Annotated in this window: 17 protein-coding genes; 9 read left to right on the forward strand and 8 right to left on the reverse strand. The window is 41.5% G+C overall.

From position 1 onward, the window contains the following. The first annotated feature begins 118 nt into the window (after positions 1 to 118). Complete coding sequence (ppsR, locus tag ACX1N5_RS01270) at positions 119 to 955, forward strand: posphoenolpyruvate synthetase regulatory kinase/phosphorylase PpsR (protein WP_004753055.1); 837 nt, start codon at positions 119 to 121, stop codon at positions 953 to 955. Between the two features lie 74 nt (positions 956 to 1,029). Here the strand turns inward: ppsR and ACX1N5_RS01275 are convergent, their stop codons facing one another. Then, on the reverse strand, positions 1,030 to 2,283 hold the full coding sequence (locus ACX1N5_RS01275) for a D-amino acid dehydrogenase (protein ID WP_458800172.1): 1,254 nt from the start codon (positions 2,281 to 2,283) through the stop codon (positions 1,030 to 1,032). Positions 2,284 to 2,425: 142 nt separating this feature from the next. On the opposite strand from ACX1N5_RS01275, the gene ACX1N5_RS01280 reads away from it, so the two are divergent. Together ACX1N5_RS01280 and cybC are read left to right on the forward strand one after the other, a co-directional pair. After that, positions 2,426 to 2,890, forward strand: coding sequence for an Lrp/AsnC ligand binding domain-containing protein (locus tag ACX1N5_RS01280; protein ID WP_004753052.1), 465 nt, complete (start codon positions 2,426 to 2,428; stop codon positions 2,888 to 2,890). Between the two features lie 395 nt (positions 2,891 to 3,285). Then, complete coding sequence (gene cybC, locus ACX1N5_RS01285; protein WP_458800174.1) at positions 3,286 to 3,666, forward strand: cytochrome b562; 381 nt, start codon at positions 3,286 to 3,288, stop codon at positions 3,664 to 3,666. Positions 3,667 to 3,727: 61 nt separating this feature from the next. Here the strand turns inward: cybC and ACX1N5_RS01290 are convergent, their stop codons facing one another. The 3 genes from ACX1N5_RS01290 to ACX1N5_RS01300 all read right to left on the reverse strand — a co-directional run bounded on the left by ACX1N5_RS01290 (position 3,728) and on the right by ACX1N5_RS01300 (position 6,109). Then, on the reverse strand, positions 3,728 to 4,426 hold the full coding sequence (locus tag ACX1N5_RS01290; protein ID WP_458800176.1) for a YcbK family protein: 699 nt from the start codon (positions 4,424 to 4,426) through the stop codon (positions 3,728 to 3,730). A gap of 100 nt (positions 4,427 to 4,526) precedes the next feature. Beyond that, positions 4,527 to 5,522: an LLM class flavin-dependent oxidoreductase gene (locus ACX1N5_RS01295; protein ID WP_131380785.1), complete on the reverse strand. Its 996-nt coding sequence runs from the start codon at positions 5,520 to 5,522 to the stop codon at positions 4,527 to 4,529. A gap of 68 nt (positions 5,523 to 5,590) precedes the next feature. Further along, on the reverse strand, positions 5,591 to 6,109 hold the full coding sequence (locus tag ACX1N5_RS01300) for a glycine zipper domain-containing protein (protein ID WP_458800179.1): 519 nt from the start codon (positions 6,107 to 6,109) through the stop codon (positions 5,591 to 5,593). A 264-nt stretch (positions 6,110 to 6,373) separates the two neighbouring features. Here ACX1N5_RS01300 and prfA point away from each other — a divergent pair, with 264 nt between their 5' ends. The 4 genes from prfA to ACX1N5_RS01320 all read left to right on the forward strand — a co-directional run bounded on the left by prfA (position 6,374) and on the right by ACX1N5_RS01320 (position 10,941). Next, positions 6,374 to 7,462 carry a peptide chain release factor 1 gene (gene prfA / locus ACX1N5_RS01305; RefSeq protein ID WP_004903925.1) on the forward strand — a complete coding sequence of 363 codons (1,089 nt, stop codon included), beginning with the start codon at positions 6,374 to 6,376 and terminating at the stop codon, positions 7,460 to 7,462. Next, a complete protein-coding gene (gene prmC, locus ACX1N5_RS01310) occupies positions 7,462 to 8,289 on the forward strand; it encodes a peptide chain release factor N(5)-glutamine methyltransferase (RefSeq protein WP_131380781.1) in 828 nt (275 codons plus the stop codon). Before prfA ends, prmC begins: the two co-directional genes overlap by 1 nt. 271 nt (positions 8,290 to 8,560) lie before the next feature. Continuing rightward, positions 8,561 to 9,880 carry an NCS2 family permease gene (locus tag ACX1N5_RS01315; protein WP_131380779.1) on the forward strand — a complete coding sequence of 440 codons (1,320 nt, stop codon included), beginning with the start codon at positions 8,561 to 8,563 and terminating at the stop codon, positions 9,878 to 9,880. Between the two features lie 62 nt (positions 9,881 to 9,942). Then, on the forward strand, positions 9,943 to 10,941 hold the full coding sequence (locus ACX1N5_RS01320) for an adenosine deaminase (RefSeq protein ID WP_131380777.1): 999 nt from the start codon (positions 9,943 to 9,945) through the stop codon (positions 10,939 to 10,941). Positions 10,942 to 10,976: 35 nt separating this feature from the next. On the opposite strand, the gene ACX1N5_RS01325 is transcribed toward ACX1N5_RS01320, so the two are convergent. Then, complete coding sequence (locus ACX1N5_RS01325; protein ID WP_131380776.1) at positions 10,977 to 11,534, reverse strand: cytochrome b; 558 nt, start codon at positions 11,532 to 11,534, stop codon at positions 10,977 to 10,979. Positions 11,535 to 11,752: 218 nt separating this feature from the next. Between ACX1N5_RS01325 and ACX1N5_RS01330 the strand changes: the two genes are divergently transcribed. Next, a complete protein-coding gene (locus tag ACX1N5_RS01330) occupies positions 11,753 to 12,136 on the forward strand; it encodes a hypothetical protein (protein WP_131380774.1) in 384 nt (127 codons plus the stop codon). 16 nt (positions 12,137 to 12,152) lie between these two features. After that, on the forward strand, positions 12,153 to 12,722 hold the full coding sequence (gene rnhB, locus ACX1N5_RS01335) for a ribonuclease HII (protein ID WP_131380772.1): 570 nt from the start codon (positions 12,153 to 12,155) through the stop codon (positions 12,720 to 12,722). A gap of 80 nt (positions 12,723 to 12,802) precedes the next feature. Here rnhB and csrA read toward each other — a convergent pair whose 3' ends face one another. The 3 genes from csrA to alaS all read right to left on the reverse strand — a co-directional run bounded on the left by csrA (position 12,803) and on the right by alaS (position 17,275). Beyond that, complete coding sequence (gene csrA, locus ACX1N5_RS01340) at positions 12,803 to 13,057, reverse strand: carbon storage regulator CsrA (protein WP_004753025.1); 255 nt, start codon at positions 13,055 to 13,057, stop codon at positions 12,803 to 12,805. Positions 13,058 to 13,297: 240 nt separating this feature from the next. Further along, a complete protein-coding gene (locus tag ACX1N5_RS01345; protein WP_004753022.1) occupies positions 13,298 to 14,578 on the reverse strand; it encodes an aspartate kinase in 1,281 nt (426 codons plus the stop codon). Between the two features lie 60 nt (positions 14,579 to 14,638). Further along, entirely contained in the window at positions 14,639 to 17,275 is a 2,637-nt protein-coding gene (gene alaS / locus ACX1N5_RS01350) for an alanine--tRNA ligase (protein ID WP_458800271.1), read from the reverse strand. Positions 17,276 to 17,738: the final 463 nt, after the last annotated feature.

Genomic DNA, 17,738 nt, shown 5'->3' on the forward strand with positions numbered 1-17,738 from the left:
GATCATGTCAAAAACACAAACACTTAGCTTTTTTGATGTTAACTAAGCGACAGTTCTGTAAGATGGGTTTACTATAAAGAATATACGCCACTAAGACAAATATTTGAGGAGATTTTTGATGCCTGAAGGTAAACAAATTAAAAGAACGGTATTTTTCATTTCTGATGGAACAGCAATTACCGCTGAAACCTTGGGGCATTCTTTACTGGCACAGTTTCCAAACGTCAATTTTGATATTCATATCATCCCGTATATCACGACAGAAGAAGCAGCCATGAAGGTGGTTGAAGAAATCAATAATTGCCAGCATGAAGAGGGTAAATTACCTCTAGTGTTTGATACTTTAGTTGATCGAAACGTGCGTGATATTATTAATACTGCCAATGCGGTCAATCTAGACGTGTTTGAAGGTTTGATTAGCAAGCTAGAGCAGGAGTTGGGGACACCACCGACCACATTAATTGGTCAAACTCATGCAGTGACAGATACTGAATACTATAAAGCACGTATTGATGCAGTACATTTTGCATTGGACAATGACGACGGCGCACGTACCCGTCATTATGATAAAGCAGATATTATTCTGATTGGCGTTTCTCGTTCAGGAAAAACACCAACATCAATTTATCTTTCTTTGCAATTTGGTATTCGGGTAGCGAACTATCCACTGACTGAAGAAGATCTGGATGACAACCGGTTACCAACAGTACTGAAGCACCACAAAAATAAACTGTTTGGGTTAATGATTGATGCTGAGCGCCTTGTTGCGATTCGTACAGAACGTAAGGCAGGTAGTCGTTATGCCAGCTTTAATCAATGTCAGATGGAACTACGTGCTGTTGAAGGTATTTATATCTCTGAAGGGATTCCATATTTGGATGTCTCAGAAATGTCAATTGAAGAAATCTCAACCCGTATTTTACAAATGACTGGTCTTAAACGTCGTATTGGATAAAATTTTTGAATTAAAAAAAGAGCTGACCGAGGTCAGCTCTTTTAGTTGGGAGAGAGTGGGAGAGAGCAGGAAACTTAATGTCCGTAACGGCTAATAGCCAAACCTTCAGTGCTAATTTCTGTTTTATTATTAAAAATAATGTCGCTGAGTAATTTCCCTGAACCACAAGACATGGTCCAGCCTAGCGTACCGTGACCTGTATTCAAGAATAGGTTTTTATATTTGGTTGCCCCAATGATTGGTGTACTGTCTGGTGTCATCGGGCGTAAGCCTGTCCAGAAAGTTGCTTGGGAAACATCACCACCTGGGAACAAGTCATTTACCACCATTTCCAAAGTCGCACGGCGATTTGGATTCAGACGTAAATCGAAACCACCAAGTTCTGCCATACCGCCAACACGGATGCGGTTGTCAAAACGTGTCACTGCAATTTTGTAGGTTTCATCAAGGACAGTTGATTGTGGTGCCAGAGATTCATTTACAATCGGTACAGTGATTGAATACCCTTTTACAGGGTAAACAGGAACGTCTAGACCTAGTGGTGCAATAAAATCACGACTATAGCTACCAAATGCCAAAACGAACTGGTCAGCTTTCAGAATTTCATTACCAACTTTAACGCCTGTAATTTTATCGCCTTCCCAAACTAGAGATTCCACATTTTGGTTGAAGCGGAATTCGACACCTAAATCTTCAGCAATTTTCGCAAGACGATTGGTAAACAAGTAACAATCACCTGTTTCATCATTGGGTAAGCGTAAACCGCCAGTCAAATGGTCTTTAGCATGTGCCAAAGCAGGTTCAACACTCGACAATTGTTCTGCTGTCAGAAGTTGGTGAGGTACACCACATTCTTCTAGGACTTTAATGTCACGCTGTACTGCTTCAATTTGTGCCTGATTACGGAACAATTGTAATGTGCCACCTGAACGGTTTTCATAGCTAATACCTGTGTCTTTACGGAGTTCACGTAAACAGTCACGACTATATTCAGCCACACGCGTCATACGTTCTTTGTTGATTGCATAACGCTCAGCATTACAGTTTGCCAGCATTTGTGACATCCATTTAAGTTGCCACAAAGTACCATCTAAACGAATTGCCAATGGTGCATGACGCTGGAACATCCATTTAATCGCTTTTAATGGAATGCCGGGAGCTGCCCAAGGGGTTGAATATCCGGGAGAAATTTGTCCCGCGTTGCCGAAACTTGTTTCTTCAGCAGGGTTTGGCTGGCGGTCAAGCACAGTCACTTTTGCCCCTTGTTTTGCGAGATAATAAGCACTGGTTACTCCAATTACGCCACTGCCTAGGATGATGACATGCATCACAAACCCTCTGTGTAAATCCTTAGTTGATTTTGCTAGTATAGAGTTAGATAATCAGTTTTTTTCACTATTTTAAAGGCTAAAATATAGTGAATTTTATGAGTTTTTACTAAAAAATAGCGTCTAAGGAAGGAAAAAATCTATGCGTACATTAGACCGTACAGATCGTCTCATTTTGGATATTTTGCAAAGAGATGGGCGTATTGCCATCAGTGAGCTTGCAACACGGGTAAATTTATCAACAACGCCTTGTTCTGAGCGAGTCAAACGTCTTGAACGTGATGGCATCATTACAGGATATTATGCTCGCGTTAACCCTGCATTAGTAGACAAAAATTTGTTGGTTTTTCTTGAGATTAAGCTCTCGGCAAAGTCTGGAGATGTGTTTGATCGGGTGGCGCATGACTTGGCGCAGATTCCAGAAGTGTTGGAGTGCCATCTCATTTCAGGTGAGTTCGATTATCTGGTGAAAGCTCGTCTGAAAGAGATGAGTGCTTATCGACGTTTGCTTGGCGATTTATTGAAAAAATTGCCTGCCTCGGCATCTTCACATAGTTATGTGGTGATGGAAGAAGTGAAGGAAACTTTATATCTGGATGTGAGTTAAGTTAGTTGATTGCTTGAAATGCTGATCATTAACAGGAGTGTAGAATTCTGCGATGTTGCATGAATATCTAACTTTGGCATGTGAATGACAATCAAAGCCATTCTATGATTTTCACGGCTATTTAAAATATGATTTAGTCATGTGGTTTTTCCAGTACTTAAAAAACCTGAGTGCACAGTAACAGGCAGTTTTTTTATAATCGGTGTAGTATTTTAGGTGTAAAAAGGATGTTGGTATTATGTTATAATATAACTTGAATATAAGAACTTAACATTACATTAATTTACTTAAATTCAATGTGATAATAGAGCTTTATCTTCTATTTTGTTGTGTGGTTATGGCATGCTTGCCAAATCAATAAAAAAACTTACCCAATATCCTGTAGGAACGTGATGATGAAAAAAATTGTAGCCGCTGGTATTTTAGCAGTTTCGAGTATGTTGGCAAGCCAGTGGGGAATGGCAGCAACCTTAGAAGATGATATGCGTACTTTGGCAATTGGTTATAAAACATTTTCAGGTAGTGATAATGCTCAACAAGCAACTGCTGCTTTAACTAAAATGCGTGCTGCTGCGCTTGATTCAAAAAAACAGGCTCCTGCCAAAGTACAAAAAGACCCACAGCAGTTAAAAGCTTATTATGCAGGGGTTGATCAGTTGGTTGGTGAAATTGATAAAACCAATGCATTAGTAAAAGCTGGAAAGTTGGCACAAGCAAAGCAAGAAGGCAAAAAATTACTGGATATTCGTGATACTAACCATAAGAAATTCCGTTAATTCAGCATCTAGCTAGACATAAAATATCCGTCAATTTGGCGGATATTTTTTTCTTGGGTGGTTAAAGAATGATTTCGCCACATAAAGAACTATGCCATGTATGATCGGGTCCCCAAGTTCTAAAACCTTGCGTATCAATGTGAATTTGTCCTGTATTGTAAATACCTAGTCCCATACGCCAACTTTGACCTTGTTGCTGCCAAAATTTACAGAGCTTTAGTTTATCTGCCTGAATCTCAAGTTGCTCTTGCCCCGATGGTTGTGGAGAGCCTATTCGAAAATCAATTGCTGAATTAAGCAAATGGCTCGATGATTTGGCTCCGCCAGCACACAGGTTTAAGTATGGAGAACGATAACTTGATGTTACTTCAATATTATTCACGATTCCTTGATCATGCAGATATTGAAGCAGGCGTAAAGTTGCTACAGCATTTCCCCAGACGGAAGGGTCTGGCACATCGTATTCATCATAATGACATTGTTGCCAATCACGGGCAGAACGAAACATTTCAAAGTCTGGTACAACAAATTCAACACGCTGTTGGGTGAGAAAATTTTTATATGCTTGCACTTTAAATTGATGACCGCTTTGCAAAAGCCATGCTTGATAAGATACAGGTGGTAGAACGTTACTTTGCGGAGAAAATGTCGTGGGTTGAATAGAACGTGAAGATATTGTTTTTGAAATCGGAGGTGGCTGGGTGCAGCCAATAAAACCACAAGAAATTGTTAGAAGTACACTAATCCGTTTCAACAACATGAACAACAACTCAAAAGAATTAATTTGTTATAGTGTAACATTATAATAAGGTCACGATGTATTGCGACTTAACAAAAACATGGTGACCTGCCGAGTTAGTTTATTTCATCTGCATGAGGTATTGAAAATTATCGAGGCGTTTTTGCATGTCGTAAATGTCACAGGTGAAAATAAATTCGTCTACAGCCAGTCGTTCGGCTAACTGTTGTAGCCCGTGTTGTACGGTTTTTACTGAGCCAATTTGGGCAAGAGCGTAGAAGTTTTTTACAGCTTCTAATTCGCTCGAAGACCATAAATTTTGCATGGATGATACAGGTGGCTTGAGTTTTAAACTTTGCCCGCGCAAGAGTGCCAAAATACGTTGATAAGCAGTTGTGGCTAGAAATTGCGCTTCTTCATCGGTTTCTGCCACAACTGTAGGAACACCAATCGAGATGTAAGGTTTATCTAGATATTCTGAAGGTTGAAAATTTCCCCGATAAATCTTGATGGCTTCTTCTAAAAAGCGTGGCGCAAAATGTGAAGCGAAAGCGTAAGGTAAACCGAGCTGAGCTGCTAGCTGTGCACTAAATAAACTTGAACCTAGTAGTAAAACAGGGACATGAGTATTTTGCCCAGGCGTAGCAATAATCTGCTGGTTGGGACGTGGTTGTTTAAAATATTGCAGAATTTCTAAAACATCTTGTGGGAACTGATCTTCAGATGCTTGATTGCCGCGGCGTAACGCCCGCATGGTGATTGGATCTGTACCAGGTGCGCGCCCTAAACCTAACACGACGCGTTCAGGAAACAGTGTGGCTAGTGTGCCAAATTGTTCTGCAACGACTAAAGGGGCATGGTTAGGTAACATCACACCACCTGAACCTAAAATCAGGTGTTTGGTATTTGCAAGTAAATAGGTCAGTAAAACTGAAGTTGCAGAACTGGCAATCCCACTCATATTGTGATGCTCTGCCAACAGCATGCGATGATAGCCAAGTTGTTCGGCATGTTGTGCCAGTTGCAGAGTATGCGCTAAGGTCGCTTGAACGCTTTGACCTTCACGTATTGAAGCCAGTTCTAGAATCGAAAAGTGAATATCTCTGAGATTTGCCATAGTTAAAATGGAGTTATTATAATGGTCAAAGCCTAATATACTCCATTTTAGAATGATTAAAATATCAATTAACGATAGTAGTCGTGATGATGGCGTTTGTGGTGATGGCGTTGTTGGCTATAGTAATAGTTACGATCAGCACGTCTTTCTTTGGCAATATTGTTACCTACTACTGAACCGCCTGCTGCACCAAGACCTGCGCCAACCAGACCACCTCTAGAACCACCGATATTTTTACCTACGGAGTAACCAGCAGCACCACCTACCGCACCACCGATGGCAGCAGAAGTACGGTTATGACGGTTACTTGAAACCGCAGCACCTGCGCCGCCACCAATGGCTGAACCTACTAAAGCACCGCCGTTACCACCAACATGACGACCAACTGAAGTACCGACTACACTACCAAGTGCACTGGTAATTGCGACGTTTGCTGTGTCGCCTGCATGTGCAATACCTGACATTGCGGATGTTGCCAACGTGGCACTCATTAAGATCATTGCAAATTTTTTCATTGTTTCATTGCTCCATGTCATCAGACATTCTTGAATGCTGACAAAGGTAACAAGAGACTTCAGAGTAATCATGGAGAATTTCTCCACGCTTGCAATGCTTTAGTTAATGTTTGTATGCTTTATATTAAAATAATTCATTAAATGATCAATTGTGCAGCTTGGATATCGCTCGGGCAGTTTTGTTGTTGTGTTAAGTGACTGCTGATATTTCTTGCGGAGAAGTGATCGAATTTCTGTATTAAAACGCTGAGGTTTATTTCTGGGAAGAATACGTTAAACTATGCGCAGTTCAAATTCTGCTAGTTTTAGCACTGTTATTATTGAGATATTTTTACAATGAAAGAATCGTTGCGTTTACGATTAGACCAGCTCTCTGACCGCCATGAAGAGTTAACCGCATTATTGGCGGATGCAGAAGTGATTTCTGATAATAAGCGATTTCGCAAATTATCCCGTGAACACAGTGATTTGACAGAACTTACCGAGGTCTGGCAAAAGTATCGTCAGGCAGAAGAAGATATTGAAACTGCTGAAGCCATGCTCAGTGATCCTGATTTTAAGGATATGGCACAAGAAGAAATCAAAGACAATAAAGCCTTAATCGAACAGCTTGAAGCTGATTTGAATATTTTAATGATTCCCAAAGACCCGAACGATGCCAACTCCGCTTATTTGGAAATTCGTGCTGGAACGGGTGGTGATGAAGCTGCGATTTTTTCAGGCGATTTGTTTCGTATGTATAGCAAATATGCAGAAACGCAAGGTTGGCGTATTGAAATACTGTCAGAGAATGAAGGCGAACATGGTGGCTATAAAGAGGTCATTTGTTTGGTCAACGGTGATGGCGTATATGGGCGCCTAAAATTTGAAAGTGGCGCGCACCGTGTGCAACGTGTACCAGCAACCGAATCACAAGGTCGTGTACATACCTCAGCATGTACTGTAGCAATTCTACCTGAAGTCGATGTTGATACGACTGTTGAAATTAACTCTGCCGATTTACGGATTGATACCTATCGCGCCTCAGGTGCAGGTGGTCAGCATATTAACAAAACAGACTCAGCAGTACGAATTACCCATATTCCGACAGGCGTTGTGGTGGAATGTCAGGACGAGCGTTCACAGCATAAAAACAAAGCAAAAGCCATGGCACTGTTGGTTTCGCGTCTGGAAAATGCCAAACGTGCAGCTCAAGAGTCAGCAACCTCTGAAATGCGCCGTGACTTGGTTGGTTCAGGCGATCGTTCAGAGCGTATCCGTACGTATAACTATCCGCAAGGACGTATGACTGATCACCGCATTAACCTGACGTTATATAAGCTAGATGCGATTATGGAAGGTGATTTGACCGAGTTGCTTGATAGCTTGCACCGTGAATATCAGGCAGATCAGTTGGCATCACTTGCACAGGAAAATGGCGGTTAATGAAAATTGCCGAAGCGCTGAATTTGCGAGGAGATCCTGACAGCTACGAGCGTCAGGAAGCCATGTGGCTGCTTGAACATATTGTGCAAGTCGGTGCACTAGAACTCAAATTTCGTTTAGAGCAAAGTTTGACTGAAGCACAAACCCAGCAATATCTGGCTGGGTTGCAACGTCTGGAACAGGGAGAACCTTTGGCTTATGTCACAGGTTCACAGCCATTTTGGACACTGGATTTGAAAGTCACTTCCGATACGCTTGTGCCGCGCCCTGACACTGAAATTCTGGTGGACACTGTGCTGAATCTGGAATTATCTGAGCAATGTTCGATGGTGGATTTAGGTACAGGCACAGGTGCAATTGCTTTGGCACTTGCCAGTGAACGTCCGCGTTGGCAAGTGTTGGCAACAGATATCTATTTGCCGACGTTACAGGTTGCACAAGAAAATGCCCAGCGTCATCAGTTACAACAAGTAAGATTTGCATGTGGCGCATGGTTTGATGCGATTCCAGCCCAAAAATTTGACCTGATTGTGTCAAATCCGCCGTATATTGACCCAGAAGATGTCCATTTGCAGCAACTTGGTGTCGAACCACAGCGCGCTTTGATTGCTCAGCAGAAAGGTCTGGCGGACTTGAAAATTATTATTGATCAGGCCGTGAACTGGTTAAACCCACAAGGTTGGGTGGTGCTTGAACATGGTTATGATCAGGGTGCTGTGGTTCGAGGAATATTTTTGCAAGCAGGTTTTAGTCAGATTCGAACAGTACAAGATTATGGAAAAAATGATCGTGTAACCTTGGCGCAATGGGACAATAAAAAGAACTGACAATATCGTCACAAAATATAACATTTTGCTGACTTATGTTATACTAAAGCATGATTTTTTGGCTGAACACTGACTGATTGCCGAAAATTAAAATGAGCTGCATCAAGAAATGCGGCTTTTTTAATTTCATTTTGCAATGGTTAAAGTGACTTACATGCATATATGGGTTGTCCATAAGCTTTGGCATACACTCAATATATGTTGTTTTACGCATTTTCGTGAATGCTGATGCGCAGCAGTGTGTAATCGGCATTTTTTTCAAGGGCTGTATATGGCGACTCCTCAATCTTCATCAGGTGTACTTGAACGTTTATTTAAGTTAAGTGAAAACAAGACAACGTTTAGAACCGAAGTGCTTGCAGGTGTAACTACATTTATCACTATGTGTTACATCATTATTGTTAATCCAATGATTCTTTCCACGACAGGAATGGATCATGGCGCTGTATTTGTAGCAACCTGTTTGGCTGCGGCAATTGGCTGTTTGGTGATGGGGCTGATTGCCAATTACCCAATTGCACTCGCACCAGGCATGGGACTGAATGCGTATTTTACTTATTCTGTATGTTTGGGGATGCATGTACATTGGCAAACGGCACTGGCTGCGGTGTTTATTTCAGGCTGTGTATTTGTTCTGATTAGCTTTTTGAAAGTCCGAGAAGCAATTGTTAATGCCATTCCAATGTCGCTCAAATTTGCAATCGGTGGCGGGATTGGTTTGTTCCTGGCTCTGATCGCGTTAAAAAATGCAGGCATTATTGTTCATAATGACGCCACTTTAGTGGGCTTGGGTGATATTAAGCAGCCGACAGTTTTGTTGACCTTACTTGGCTTCTTGATGATTGTCGTGTTGCATCACTTCCGTGTACGCGGTGCGATTATTATTAGTATTTTGGCAATTACAGCGATCTCGACTGTAATGGGCTTAAACAAGTTCCAAGGCGTTGTGGGCGAAGTGCCATCACTAGCGCCAACCTTCTTGCAAATGGACTTTAAAGGTCTGTTTACTGCGAGCATGGTTGGGGTGATTTTTGTATTTTTCTTGGTCGATTTGTTTGACTCAACGGGTACATTGGTTGGGGTTGCGCATCGTGCAGGACTATTGAAAGAAGGTAAATTACCGCGCCTGAAAAAAGCCCTGTTTGCTGACTCAAGCGCAATTATTGCAGGTGCTGCACTTGGGACATCTTCAACGACGCCTTATATTGAATCTGCATCGGGTGTTGCCGCAGGTGGACGTACAGGTTTAACAGCAGTTGTGGTTGCCATCCTGTTTTTGGGGTGTTTGTTTTTCGCGCCACTGGCTCAATCAGTTCCTAGTTTTGCAACTGCACCAGCCTTGCTCTTTATTGGCGTATTGATGATTCAGGGTATCACCCATATTGAATGGGATGATATTACTGAGGCTGTTCCTGCATTCCTAACCTTGGTGTTTATGCCATTTTCCTACTCAATTGCTGATGGTATTGCCATGGGCTTTATTAGCTATGCCTTGATTAAACTGTTTACAGGTAAGGCAAGCAGCGTACCGTATATGGTGTGGATTGTGGCGGTGCTTTGGGTGATTAAGTTTATTGCCTTTGGTGGTTAGTTTTTTATTGAAAGTTGGGGTGTAAACTCAGTTTGCACCCTTTTTTGTTTTTAGGAGATAACATGAGTCAACTTGATCTCATTCGTGCTTTGCCAAAAGCAGAGCTGCATGTACATATTGAAGGTACGTTTGAGCCTGAGCTCATGTTTGCGATTGCAAAACGCAACCAAGTTATTATTCCTTATGAAACGATTGAGGACGTCAAGCAAGCCTATAATTTCCACAATCTGCAATCTTTTTTAGATATTTACTATGCAGGTGCCAACGTTCTGATTCATGAGCAGGATTTTTATGATCTGGCTTGGGCATATTTTGAAAAATGCCAACAGGACAATGTGGTACATACAGAAATGTTCTTTGACCCACAAACCCATACGGTACGTGGTATTGCCTTTGAAACGGTACTCAATGGTTTAGTTCGCGCTTGTGAAGATGCTAAGGCTAAACTCGGTATTAGCTCAGAACTGATTATGTGCTTCTTGCGTCATTTAAGCGAAGCTGATGCGATTGAAACATTTGAGCAAGCCTTGCCATTTAAAGACAAAATTATTGGTGTTGGCCTAGATTCTAGTGAAGTTGGGCATCCACCAGAAAAATTTGAACGTGTTTTTACCAAAGCCCGTGAAGCAGGGTTCCTGATTGTAGCGCATGCAGGTGAAGAGGGGCCAACAGAATACGTGTGGCAGGCACTAGATTTACTTAAAGTCAATCGTATCGACCACGGTGTGCGCTCAGAAGAAGATCCAGCACTTATGCAGCGTTTGGCACAAGAACGTATGCCTTTAACCGTTTGCCCGCTGAGCAACTTAAAGCTCTGTGTGGTGAAGGATATGCGCGAGCACAACATTCAGCGCTTACTTGAGCAAGGTTTATGTGTGACCGTGAATTCAGATGACCCAGCTTATTTTGGCGGTTATATGAATGACAACTTTATTGCAGTTGCAGAAGCTTTGGCTTTGAGTGAAGACGAATTGAAAAAATTGGCAATCAACTCATTTGAAGCATCTTTTTTGGAAGATGCTGAAAAAGAGAAATGGATTAACCAGATTCATGCACTATAAGCAAAATGAAAAGGAACGCAATTGCGTTCCTTTTTTTATGGTTTAGGTTGGCGTGTCATACTAAGCAAGACAGTATCTTTATCAAAAAAATGATGTTTTAGTGCTGCAAGAATATGGCCAACTAACAATAAGCCCACTGTCCAAGATAGATAAATATGGATGGGTTTTACAATTGCCATAATTTCAGGATTGGTATCGAGTAATCGTGGAAGATTAAACAAATACAGTACAGGCGCAGGATGTCCAGCAGTCCAGCTGAATAAACAGCCTGTAATCGGTAGTGCCAGTAACATAAAATATAGCGCCAAATGCCCGAAGTGAGCCAATGCCTTCATGCCTGCTGACATGCCATCAGGAAGTTGTGGAGCAGGATGGGTATAGCGCCAGAAAATGCGAATCACCACTAAAAATAAAATCGTGGTTGCAATGTTTTTATGCAGGGTAATGACATCACCTTTAAATGCACCATCGGTTTCATAGCTGAGGAAGTTGCCACTATAAAAACCGATGATCCATGCACTAATAAAAATAAGAGCCATCAGCCAGTGTAAAAACTGAGCAGTACGCGTGTAATAAGCAGATTTTGTATTCATAAAGCTTTTTGATCAGAAGCAGTTTAATGATTTTGTATTATAAAAATCGAGCGTCTTGGCTTAAAATGCAATCTGCGTGACAGTGTTGTGTGAAATATAGAACAATCCTGCGATTGTGCTGTAATTTTATACACATAGCCGATGGGCACTAGAAAAAATCACGGTGTTCTGGTTATTTGGGCAAAATATTTTGATTAACTGTAAGGTGTAAGTAGCAAATGAAAAAAACTTTTGGGGCACTCTGTGCAATCGCAATCTTATCTAGTGGATGTGCAACAGATGGAACCCTAGCAACAGGTACAAATCAAGCAGCAGCACAACAGCTCGGTATGACTGCCATCAAAATTGCGATTAATGCTAAATGTACAACAGAGCTCGATAATCAGCCAGCATGGAAAATGATGAGCCGTGCCATGACGACAGAGCAGCAGCAAACTGTACAAACAAATATTTGTGGTTGTGTAAGTGACAAAGCTCCTGAAAATATTACAGCAGTTGATTTGGCGACCGCTGCAATTGATCCAGCCGCACGCGCGACCATTGTGAATAATGCAGTTACACGTACCTTGAATCAGTGTGTTGCTGAAGCCTTAAAACCTTAAATCAGGGTAGCAGCACATGAAAATAGCAGGCGTAGATGAGGCAGGTCGTGGACCTTTAGTAGGTTCAGTCGTGGCTGCTGCGGTGATCTTGGATCCAAACAACCCGATTGATGGGTTAAATGATTCCAAGAAGCTGACAGAAAAGAAACGTGAAAAACTGTTTGTGGAAATTCAGGAAAAAGCTTTGGCATGGTCAATTGCTGAAGCAACGCATGAAGAAATTGATCAGTTAAATATTTTGCAAGCGACTTTTTTGGCAATGCGCCGAGCAGTTGCTGGGTTATCTATACAACCTGATAAAGTTTTGGTTGATGGTAACCAGATTCCGAAAGGTTTAACTATAGATTGTGAAGCAATAGTTGGAGGCGATGCAACTCACGCTGAAATTAGTGCTGCCAGTATTTTGGCAAAGGTAACACGTGATCGGCAAATGTTACTGCTTGATCAGGAATACCCACAATATGCATTTGCCAAGCATAAAGGGTATCCAACGAAAGCGCATTTTGATGCAATCGCTGAATTTGGCGTTATTGAGCAGCATCGTCGCAGCTATAAGCCCGTGAAAAAGGCTTTGGGCTTAGAATAATTACTTAAAATATCAAAAGCGATCTCTTTGATCGCTTTTAATATTTTTACAGAGCCTATAACGATATATATCATCTGTAATTATCGGTTAAATTTATTTTGATTAAATTCATCATCGTAAAATGACGGTTGATAATCTTGATCGATGTTTTGAAGGTGCTCGTGCATAGCGCGTTCATGTTGAATGCGTTGATAAATTTCTTCACGATGCACTGATACTTCTTTGGGAGCATTTACACCAATGCGAACTTGGTTGCCTTTAACACCAAGTACCGTCACACTGACTTGATCCCCAATCATTAAAGTTTCTCCGACACGACGAGTCAGAATCAGCATGTTTGTCTCCTTGCTAATCGCTAAACCTGCATTGCTGTTATGCAAAAATTAAACCACAACCTCAGAAAAAATATTTTAACAGCATGCGGTAACTACTAATAAGAAGCAGTATGATACCGTGATTGTTAAATATTTTCTAAATATTCTTTGCTAATATAACAGAGCCGCTCTAGTTTCCATAGAGCGGCTCTGCTTTTTTCTCACTCATCTTCCTAAAAAACTGAAGATAGTGAATAAGCTTTAAGCACGTGCGCTGCTTTCACCGTGTTCACGGTCTAAACCAAACGCAGTGTGCAGGCTGCGAACAGCAAGCTCTAAATAGTTTTCTTCAATTAATACTGAAATTTTGATTTCTGAAGTTGAAATCATCAAAATATTGATGTTTTCTTCTGCAAGTGCAGTAAACATTTTACTAGCAACACCTGCATGAGAGCGCATACCTACACCCACGATAGAAACTTTCACAATATTATCGCGTGCAGTTACTTCACGTGCTTTAATTTCTTTTGCGATGTTGTCCAAAATTGCTTTGGCTTTAGCAAAGTCAGTACGATTCACAGTGAATGTAAAGTCGGTTGTACCATCTTCTTCAATATTTTGTACGATCATATCAACTTCGATGTTGGCAGCACCGATAGGCGATAGGATTTTTGAAGCGATGCCTGGTTCATCAGGCACACCTAAAATAGTCAATTTAGCTTCATCGCGGTTGAATGCGATACCAGAGATAATAGGCTGTTCCATAGTGTCTTCCGCTTCAGTTGTAATAAGTGTTCCTACGTTTTGTTTGAATTCATCATCAAATACGCCGTCATTATCATTGTCAAAACTTGACAATACACGCAGTGGCACTTGATATTTTCCTGCGAATTCAACTGAACGAATTTGTAAAACTTTTGAGCCTAAAGATGCCATTTCCAGCATTTCTTCAAAAGAGATACGATCAATTTTCTTGGCTTTTGGCGCAACACGTGGATCAGTTGTATATACACCATCGACATCTGTATAGATTTGGCATTCATCTGCACGTAGTGCAGCAGCAAGTGCAACACCTGTCGTATCTGAACCACCACGACCAAGTGTTGTTGTATTGCCAAGCGCATCCACACCTTGGAAGCCAGCAACCACAATGACACGACCAGCATCTAAATCAGCAGTCATCACGTCAGTTTCAATTGCTTCAATACGAGCTTTGGTAAAGGCGCTGTCGGTCTTAATACCCACTTGACGACCTGTGTAGGATTTAGCTTCGACACCAATAGAATTGAGTGCCATCGCTAACATGGAAATAGTAACCTGTTCACCCGTAGATACCATTTGGTCAAGTTCACGAGGATCAGGTGTCTCGGTAATGGCTTTCGCGAGAGACAACAAGCGGTTGGTTTCACCACTCATTGCAGACACCACCACAACCACTTTGTGACCATGATCATGCCAGCGCTTCACGCGACGAGCTACATTTAAAATGCGCTCGGGTGTTCCCATTGAGGTACCACCATATTTTTGTACGATTAATGCCATAATTTTTCCATACAAGCCACGACCCTGTTTGAAACAGGGTCAGTTACACAAAAAGTGAGATTATTTTTGCTCAAGCCAAGCAGGGAGTGCTGCCATAACTTGATCAAACTTGTCATTGAGTGGTGCCCCGCCTTGTGCTAGATCTGGTTTCCCACCGCCTTTGCCACCAAGCTCTTGGCTTAAGTGCTTGATGATATCGCCTGCTTTCAAGGTTGCTGTGAATTCTTGTGCAACCGATGCAAGCAAGCTCACTTTATCAGCTTCTACACCAGCCAACACAATCACGGCATCATTGAATTTAGATTTGATACTATCGTGTAAATGACGCAATGCTTTTGCGTCAACATTTTGAACGGTGCTGATCAAAGTTTTTCGACCAGCAATCGTTTGCATTTGGTTGATCAGTTCACTTGCTTGGAAATTTGCAAGTTTTTGATTCAACTGTTCAATCTGTTTTTGCAAACTAGATGCATGCTCAACAGTTGCCTGAACTTTCTCTAGGGTTTGGTCTTTTTGCGCTTTCAATAGACCATTGATTTGTTGAATAGTCGCATCCATTTTTTGCACTGCTTCAAGTGCTTTGGTGCCTGTAACTGCTTCAATACGGCGAACACCTGCTGCAACACCACCTTCAGAAGTGATTTTAAACAAGCCAATATCGCCAGTACGCTTAACGTGAATACCACCGCAAAGCTCAATCGAGAAGTTTTTCTCATCAATAATAGAACCCATTGATAATACGCGAACTTCATCACCATATTTTTCACCAAACAGCATCATTGCGCCTTTGGCTTTGGCAGATTCGATGTCTAAAACTTCAGTGCTAACAACAGTATTGGCAATCACTTCACGGTTCACCAGACGCTCAACTTGCTGTAATTGCTCGAAGCTTACAGGTTGGTCGTTGGCAAAGTCGAAACGTAAAATATCAGAAGCAACCAAAGAGCCTTTTTGCTGAACGTGAGAGCCTAAAACTTGGCGTAGTGCAGCGTGAAGTAAATGTGTTGCAGAGTGGTTGCGTGCAGTGGCTTCGCGTAGATCTGCTTTTACTGTTGCTTCGACATTTTGAGCAGCTTTTAAGCTACCCATAGTCACGATACCTTGGTGAACAAATGCTGCGCCTGATTTTTTGGTGTCTTGAACTTCAAAAATACCAGTTTCGTTTTTGAAGATACCTGTATCACCAATCTGACCACCACTTTCAGCATAGAAAGGTGTTTGGTTCAGTACAATCAGTGCTTCATCGCCTTCAACCACTTCGTCAACCTGTTCGCCATCTTTATAAATGGCAACAATTTGACCTTGACCTTGCGTTGCAGTGTAACCGTCAAATTGAGTTTTGCTGTCGACTTTCACAATACTGTTATAGTCAACATTGAATTTGCCTGCATCACGTGCGCGTTGACGCTGTGCAGCCATTTCAGTTTCAAAACCAGCTTCATCAATCGTCAGTTCACGTTCACGTGCGATGTCAGCAGTCAAGTCAGCAGGGAAGCCGTAAGTGTCATATAGTTTGAATACTACTTCACCAGGAATAACGTTGCCTTTTAACTGGCTGAGTTCGCCTTCAAGTACTTTCAAGCCTTGCTCAAGAGTTTTTGCGAACTGTTCTTCTTCTTTGATAAGCGCAGCTTCGATGCGTTCACGGTTTTCGATCAACTGTGGATAAGCTTCGCCCATCACATCAATCAAAGGTTGCAACATTTTGTAGAAGAATGTGCCTGTTGCCCCAAGTTTATTACCATGACGAATCGCACGACGGATAATGCGGCGCAGTACATAACCACGACCTTCATTGGATGGGTTGACACCATCAGCAATCAGGAAGCAGCAAGAACGCGCATGGTCAGCAACCACGCGTAAAGATGGTTGACCTTGATCCTCAGTACCAACAATCTCAGCAGCAGCTTTAATCAGGTGCTTAAACAAGTCGATGTCGTAGTTCGAGTTCACATGTTGTAAAACTGCAGAAATACGTTCTAAGCCCATACCTGTATCAACAGAAGGAGCAGGTAATGCATGTAACACGCCATCTGCAGTACGGTTGAACTGCATGAAGACGTTGTTCCAGATTTCGATATAGCGGTCACCATCTTCTTCGGCAGAGCCTGGTAAACCACCCCAGATATGATCGCCGTGATCATAGAAAATTTCAGAACAAGGACCACAAGGACCTGTGTCACCCATTGCCCAGAAGTTGTCAGATGCGTATTTTTCGCCTTTATTGTCACCAATACGGATAATACGTTCAGCAGCTAGACCAACTTCTTTGTTCCAGATGTCGTAAGCTTCATCGTCAGTATGGTAAACAGTGACATAAAGATTATCTTTGTTTAAACCTAGCCATTCTGCTGAAGTTAAAAACTCCCATGCGTAAGTAATGGCATCGCGTTTGAAGTAATCACCAAAAGAGAAGTTGCCCAACATTTCAAAAAAGGTATGGTGACGTGCGGTATAACCGACATTATCAAGGTCGTTATGCTTACCACCAGCACGTACACATTTTTGTGAAGTTGTCGCACGGACATAATCACGTTTTTCTAAACCTAGGAAGCAGTCCTTGAACTGGTTCATACCCGCATTGGTGAAAAGTAAAGTCGGGTCATTCGCGGGAACGAGAGAACTCGATGCAACACGTGTATGACCTTTAGTTTCAAAGAAATGTAAAAAGGCTTCACGAATTTCAGCGGACGTCATAAAACGTGTACTCACAACAAGTCACTCCATCTAATCATTTTGGCTAAACGCATTAAATCAAATCTTTTAAAATAGTAAAACCGATTAATACGAGGCTGATAATTTAAAAACGCCAAATTATAACGAAAAATCAGGGTATGACCAATGATTTTAGGCGTAAATCACGACAAATCTATGAAATAAGTCTATGTTTGATATATGCTTTCGGGAGATGAAATCTGTGGGTTTTCTTTAAATTTCAGCCATATAGCCAGTAACCTTGAAAACTGGTACAAGAAAGACGAAGAGGTGAACTTATTTTTTAATTAAGATTTTGATTTTAAAAATATTTAATAAATTGACCATTGTGGTGTAAAAATATAAAAGTGCATTGTTTACATGATTATTTTGAATTGTAGGATATTGAACAGAAAATTGGCTGCCTTGTTATTGTGATATTGATTAAATTTCAAATTTTCATATA

Source organism: Acinetobacter sp. ANC 4636, from assembly GCF_054454555.1.

Bases quoted from the DNA above. Each gene is read 5' to 3' on its own strand.
- ppsR (WP_004753055.1), top strand. From the start codon at position 119: ATGCCTGAAGGTAAACAAATTAAAAGAACGGTATTTTTCATTTCTGAT.
- prmC (WP_131380781.1), top strand. From the start codon at position 7,462: ATGAAAATTGCCGAAGCGCTGAATTTGCGAGGAGATCCTGACAGCTAC.
- csrA (WP_004753025.1), bottom strand. From the start codon at position 13,057: ATGCTGATTCTGACTCGTCGTGTCGGAGAAACTTTAATGATTGGGGAT.
- alaS (WP_458800271.1), bottom strand. From the start codon at position 17,275: ATGACGTCCGCTGAAATTCGTGAAGCCTTTTTACATTTCTTTGAAACT.
- ACX1N5_RS01300 (WP_458800179.1), bottom strand. From the start codon at position 6,109: ATGATTACTCTGAAGTCTCTTGTTACCTTTGTCAGCATTCAAGAATGT.
- ACX1N5_RS01345 (WP_004753022.1), bottom strand. From the start codon at position 14,578: ATGGCATTAATCGTACAAAAATATGGTGGTACCTCAATGGGAACACCC.
- ACX1N5_RS01315 (WP_131380779.1), top strand. From the start codon at position 8,561: ATGGCGACTCCTCAATCTTCATCAGGTGTACTTGAACGTTTATTTAAG.
- ACX1N5_RS01275 (WP_458800172.1), bottom strand. From the start codon at position 2,283: ATGCATGTCATCATCCTAGGCAGTGGCGTAATTGGAGTAACCAGTGCT.
- cybC (WP_458800174.1), top strand. From the start codon at position 3,286: ATGAAAAAAATTGTAGCCGCTGGTATTTTAGCAGTTTCGAGTATGTTG.
- rnhB (WP_131380772.1), top strand. From the start codon at position 12,153: ATGAAAATAGCAGGCGTAGATGAGGCAGGTCGTGGACCTTTAGTAGGT.
- prfA (WP_004903925.1), top strand. From the start codon at position 6,374: ATGAAAGAATCGTTGCGTTTACGATTAGACCAGCTCTCTGACCGCCAT.
- ACX1N5_RS01295 (WP_131380785.1), bottom strand. From the start codon at position 5,522: ATGGCAAATCTCAGAGATATTCACTTTTCGATTCTAGAACTGGCTTCA.
- ACX1N5_RS01330 (WP_131380774.1), top strand. From the start codon at position 11,753: ATGAAAAAAACTTTTGGGGCACTCTGTGCAATCGCAATCTTATCTAGT.
- ACX1N5_RS01325 (WP_131380776.1), bottom strand. From the start codon at position 11,534: ATGAATACAAAATCTGCTTATTACACGCGTACTGCTCAGTTTTTACAC.
- ACX1N5_RS01280 (WP_004753052.1), top strand. From the start codon at position 2,426: ATGCGTACATTAGACCGTACAGATCGTCTCATTTTGGATATTTTGCAA.
- ACX1N5_RS01320 (WP_131380777.1), top strand. From the start codon at position 9,943: ATGAGTCAACTTGATCTCATTCGTGCTTTGCCAAAAGCAGAGCTGCAT.
- ACX1N5_RS01290 (WP_458800176.1), bottom strand. From the start codon at position 4,426: ATGTTGTTGAAACGGATTAGTGTACTTCTAACAATTTCTTGTGGTTTT.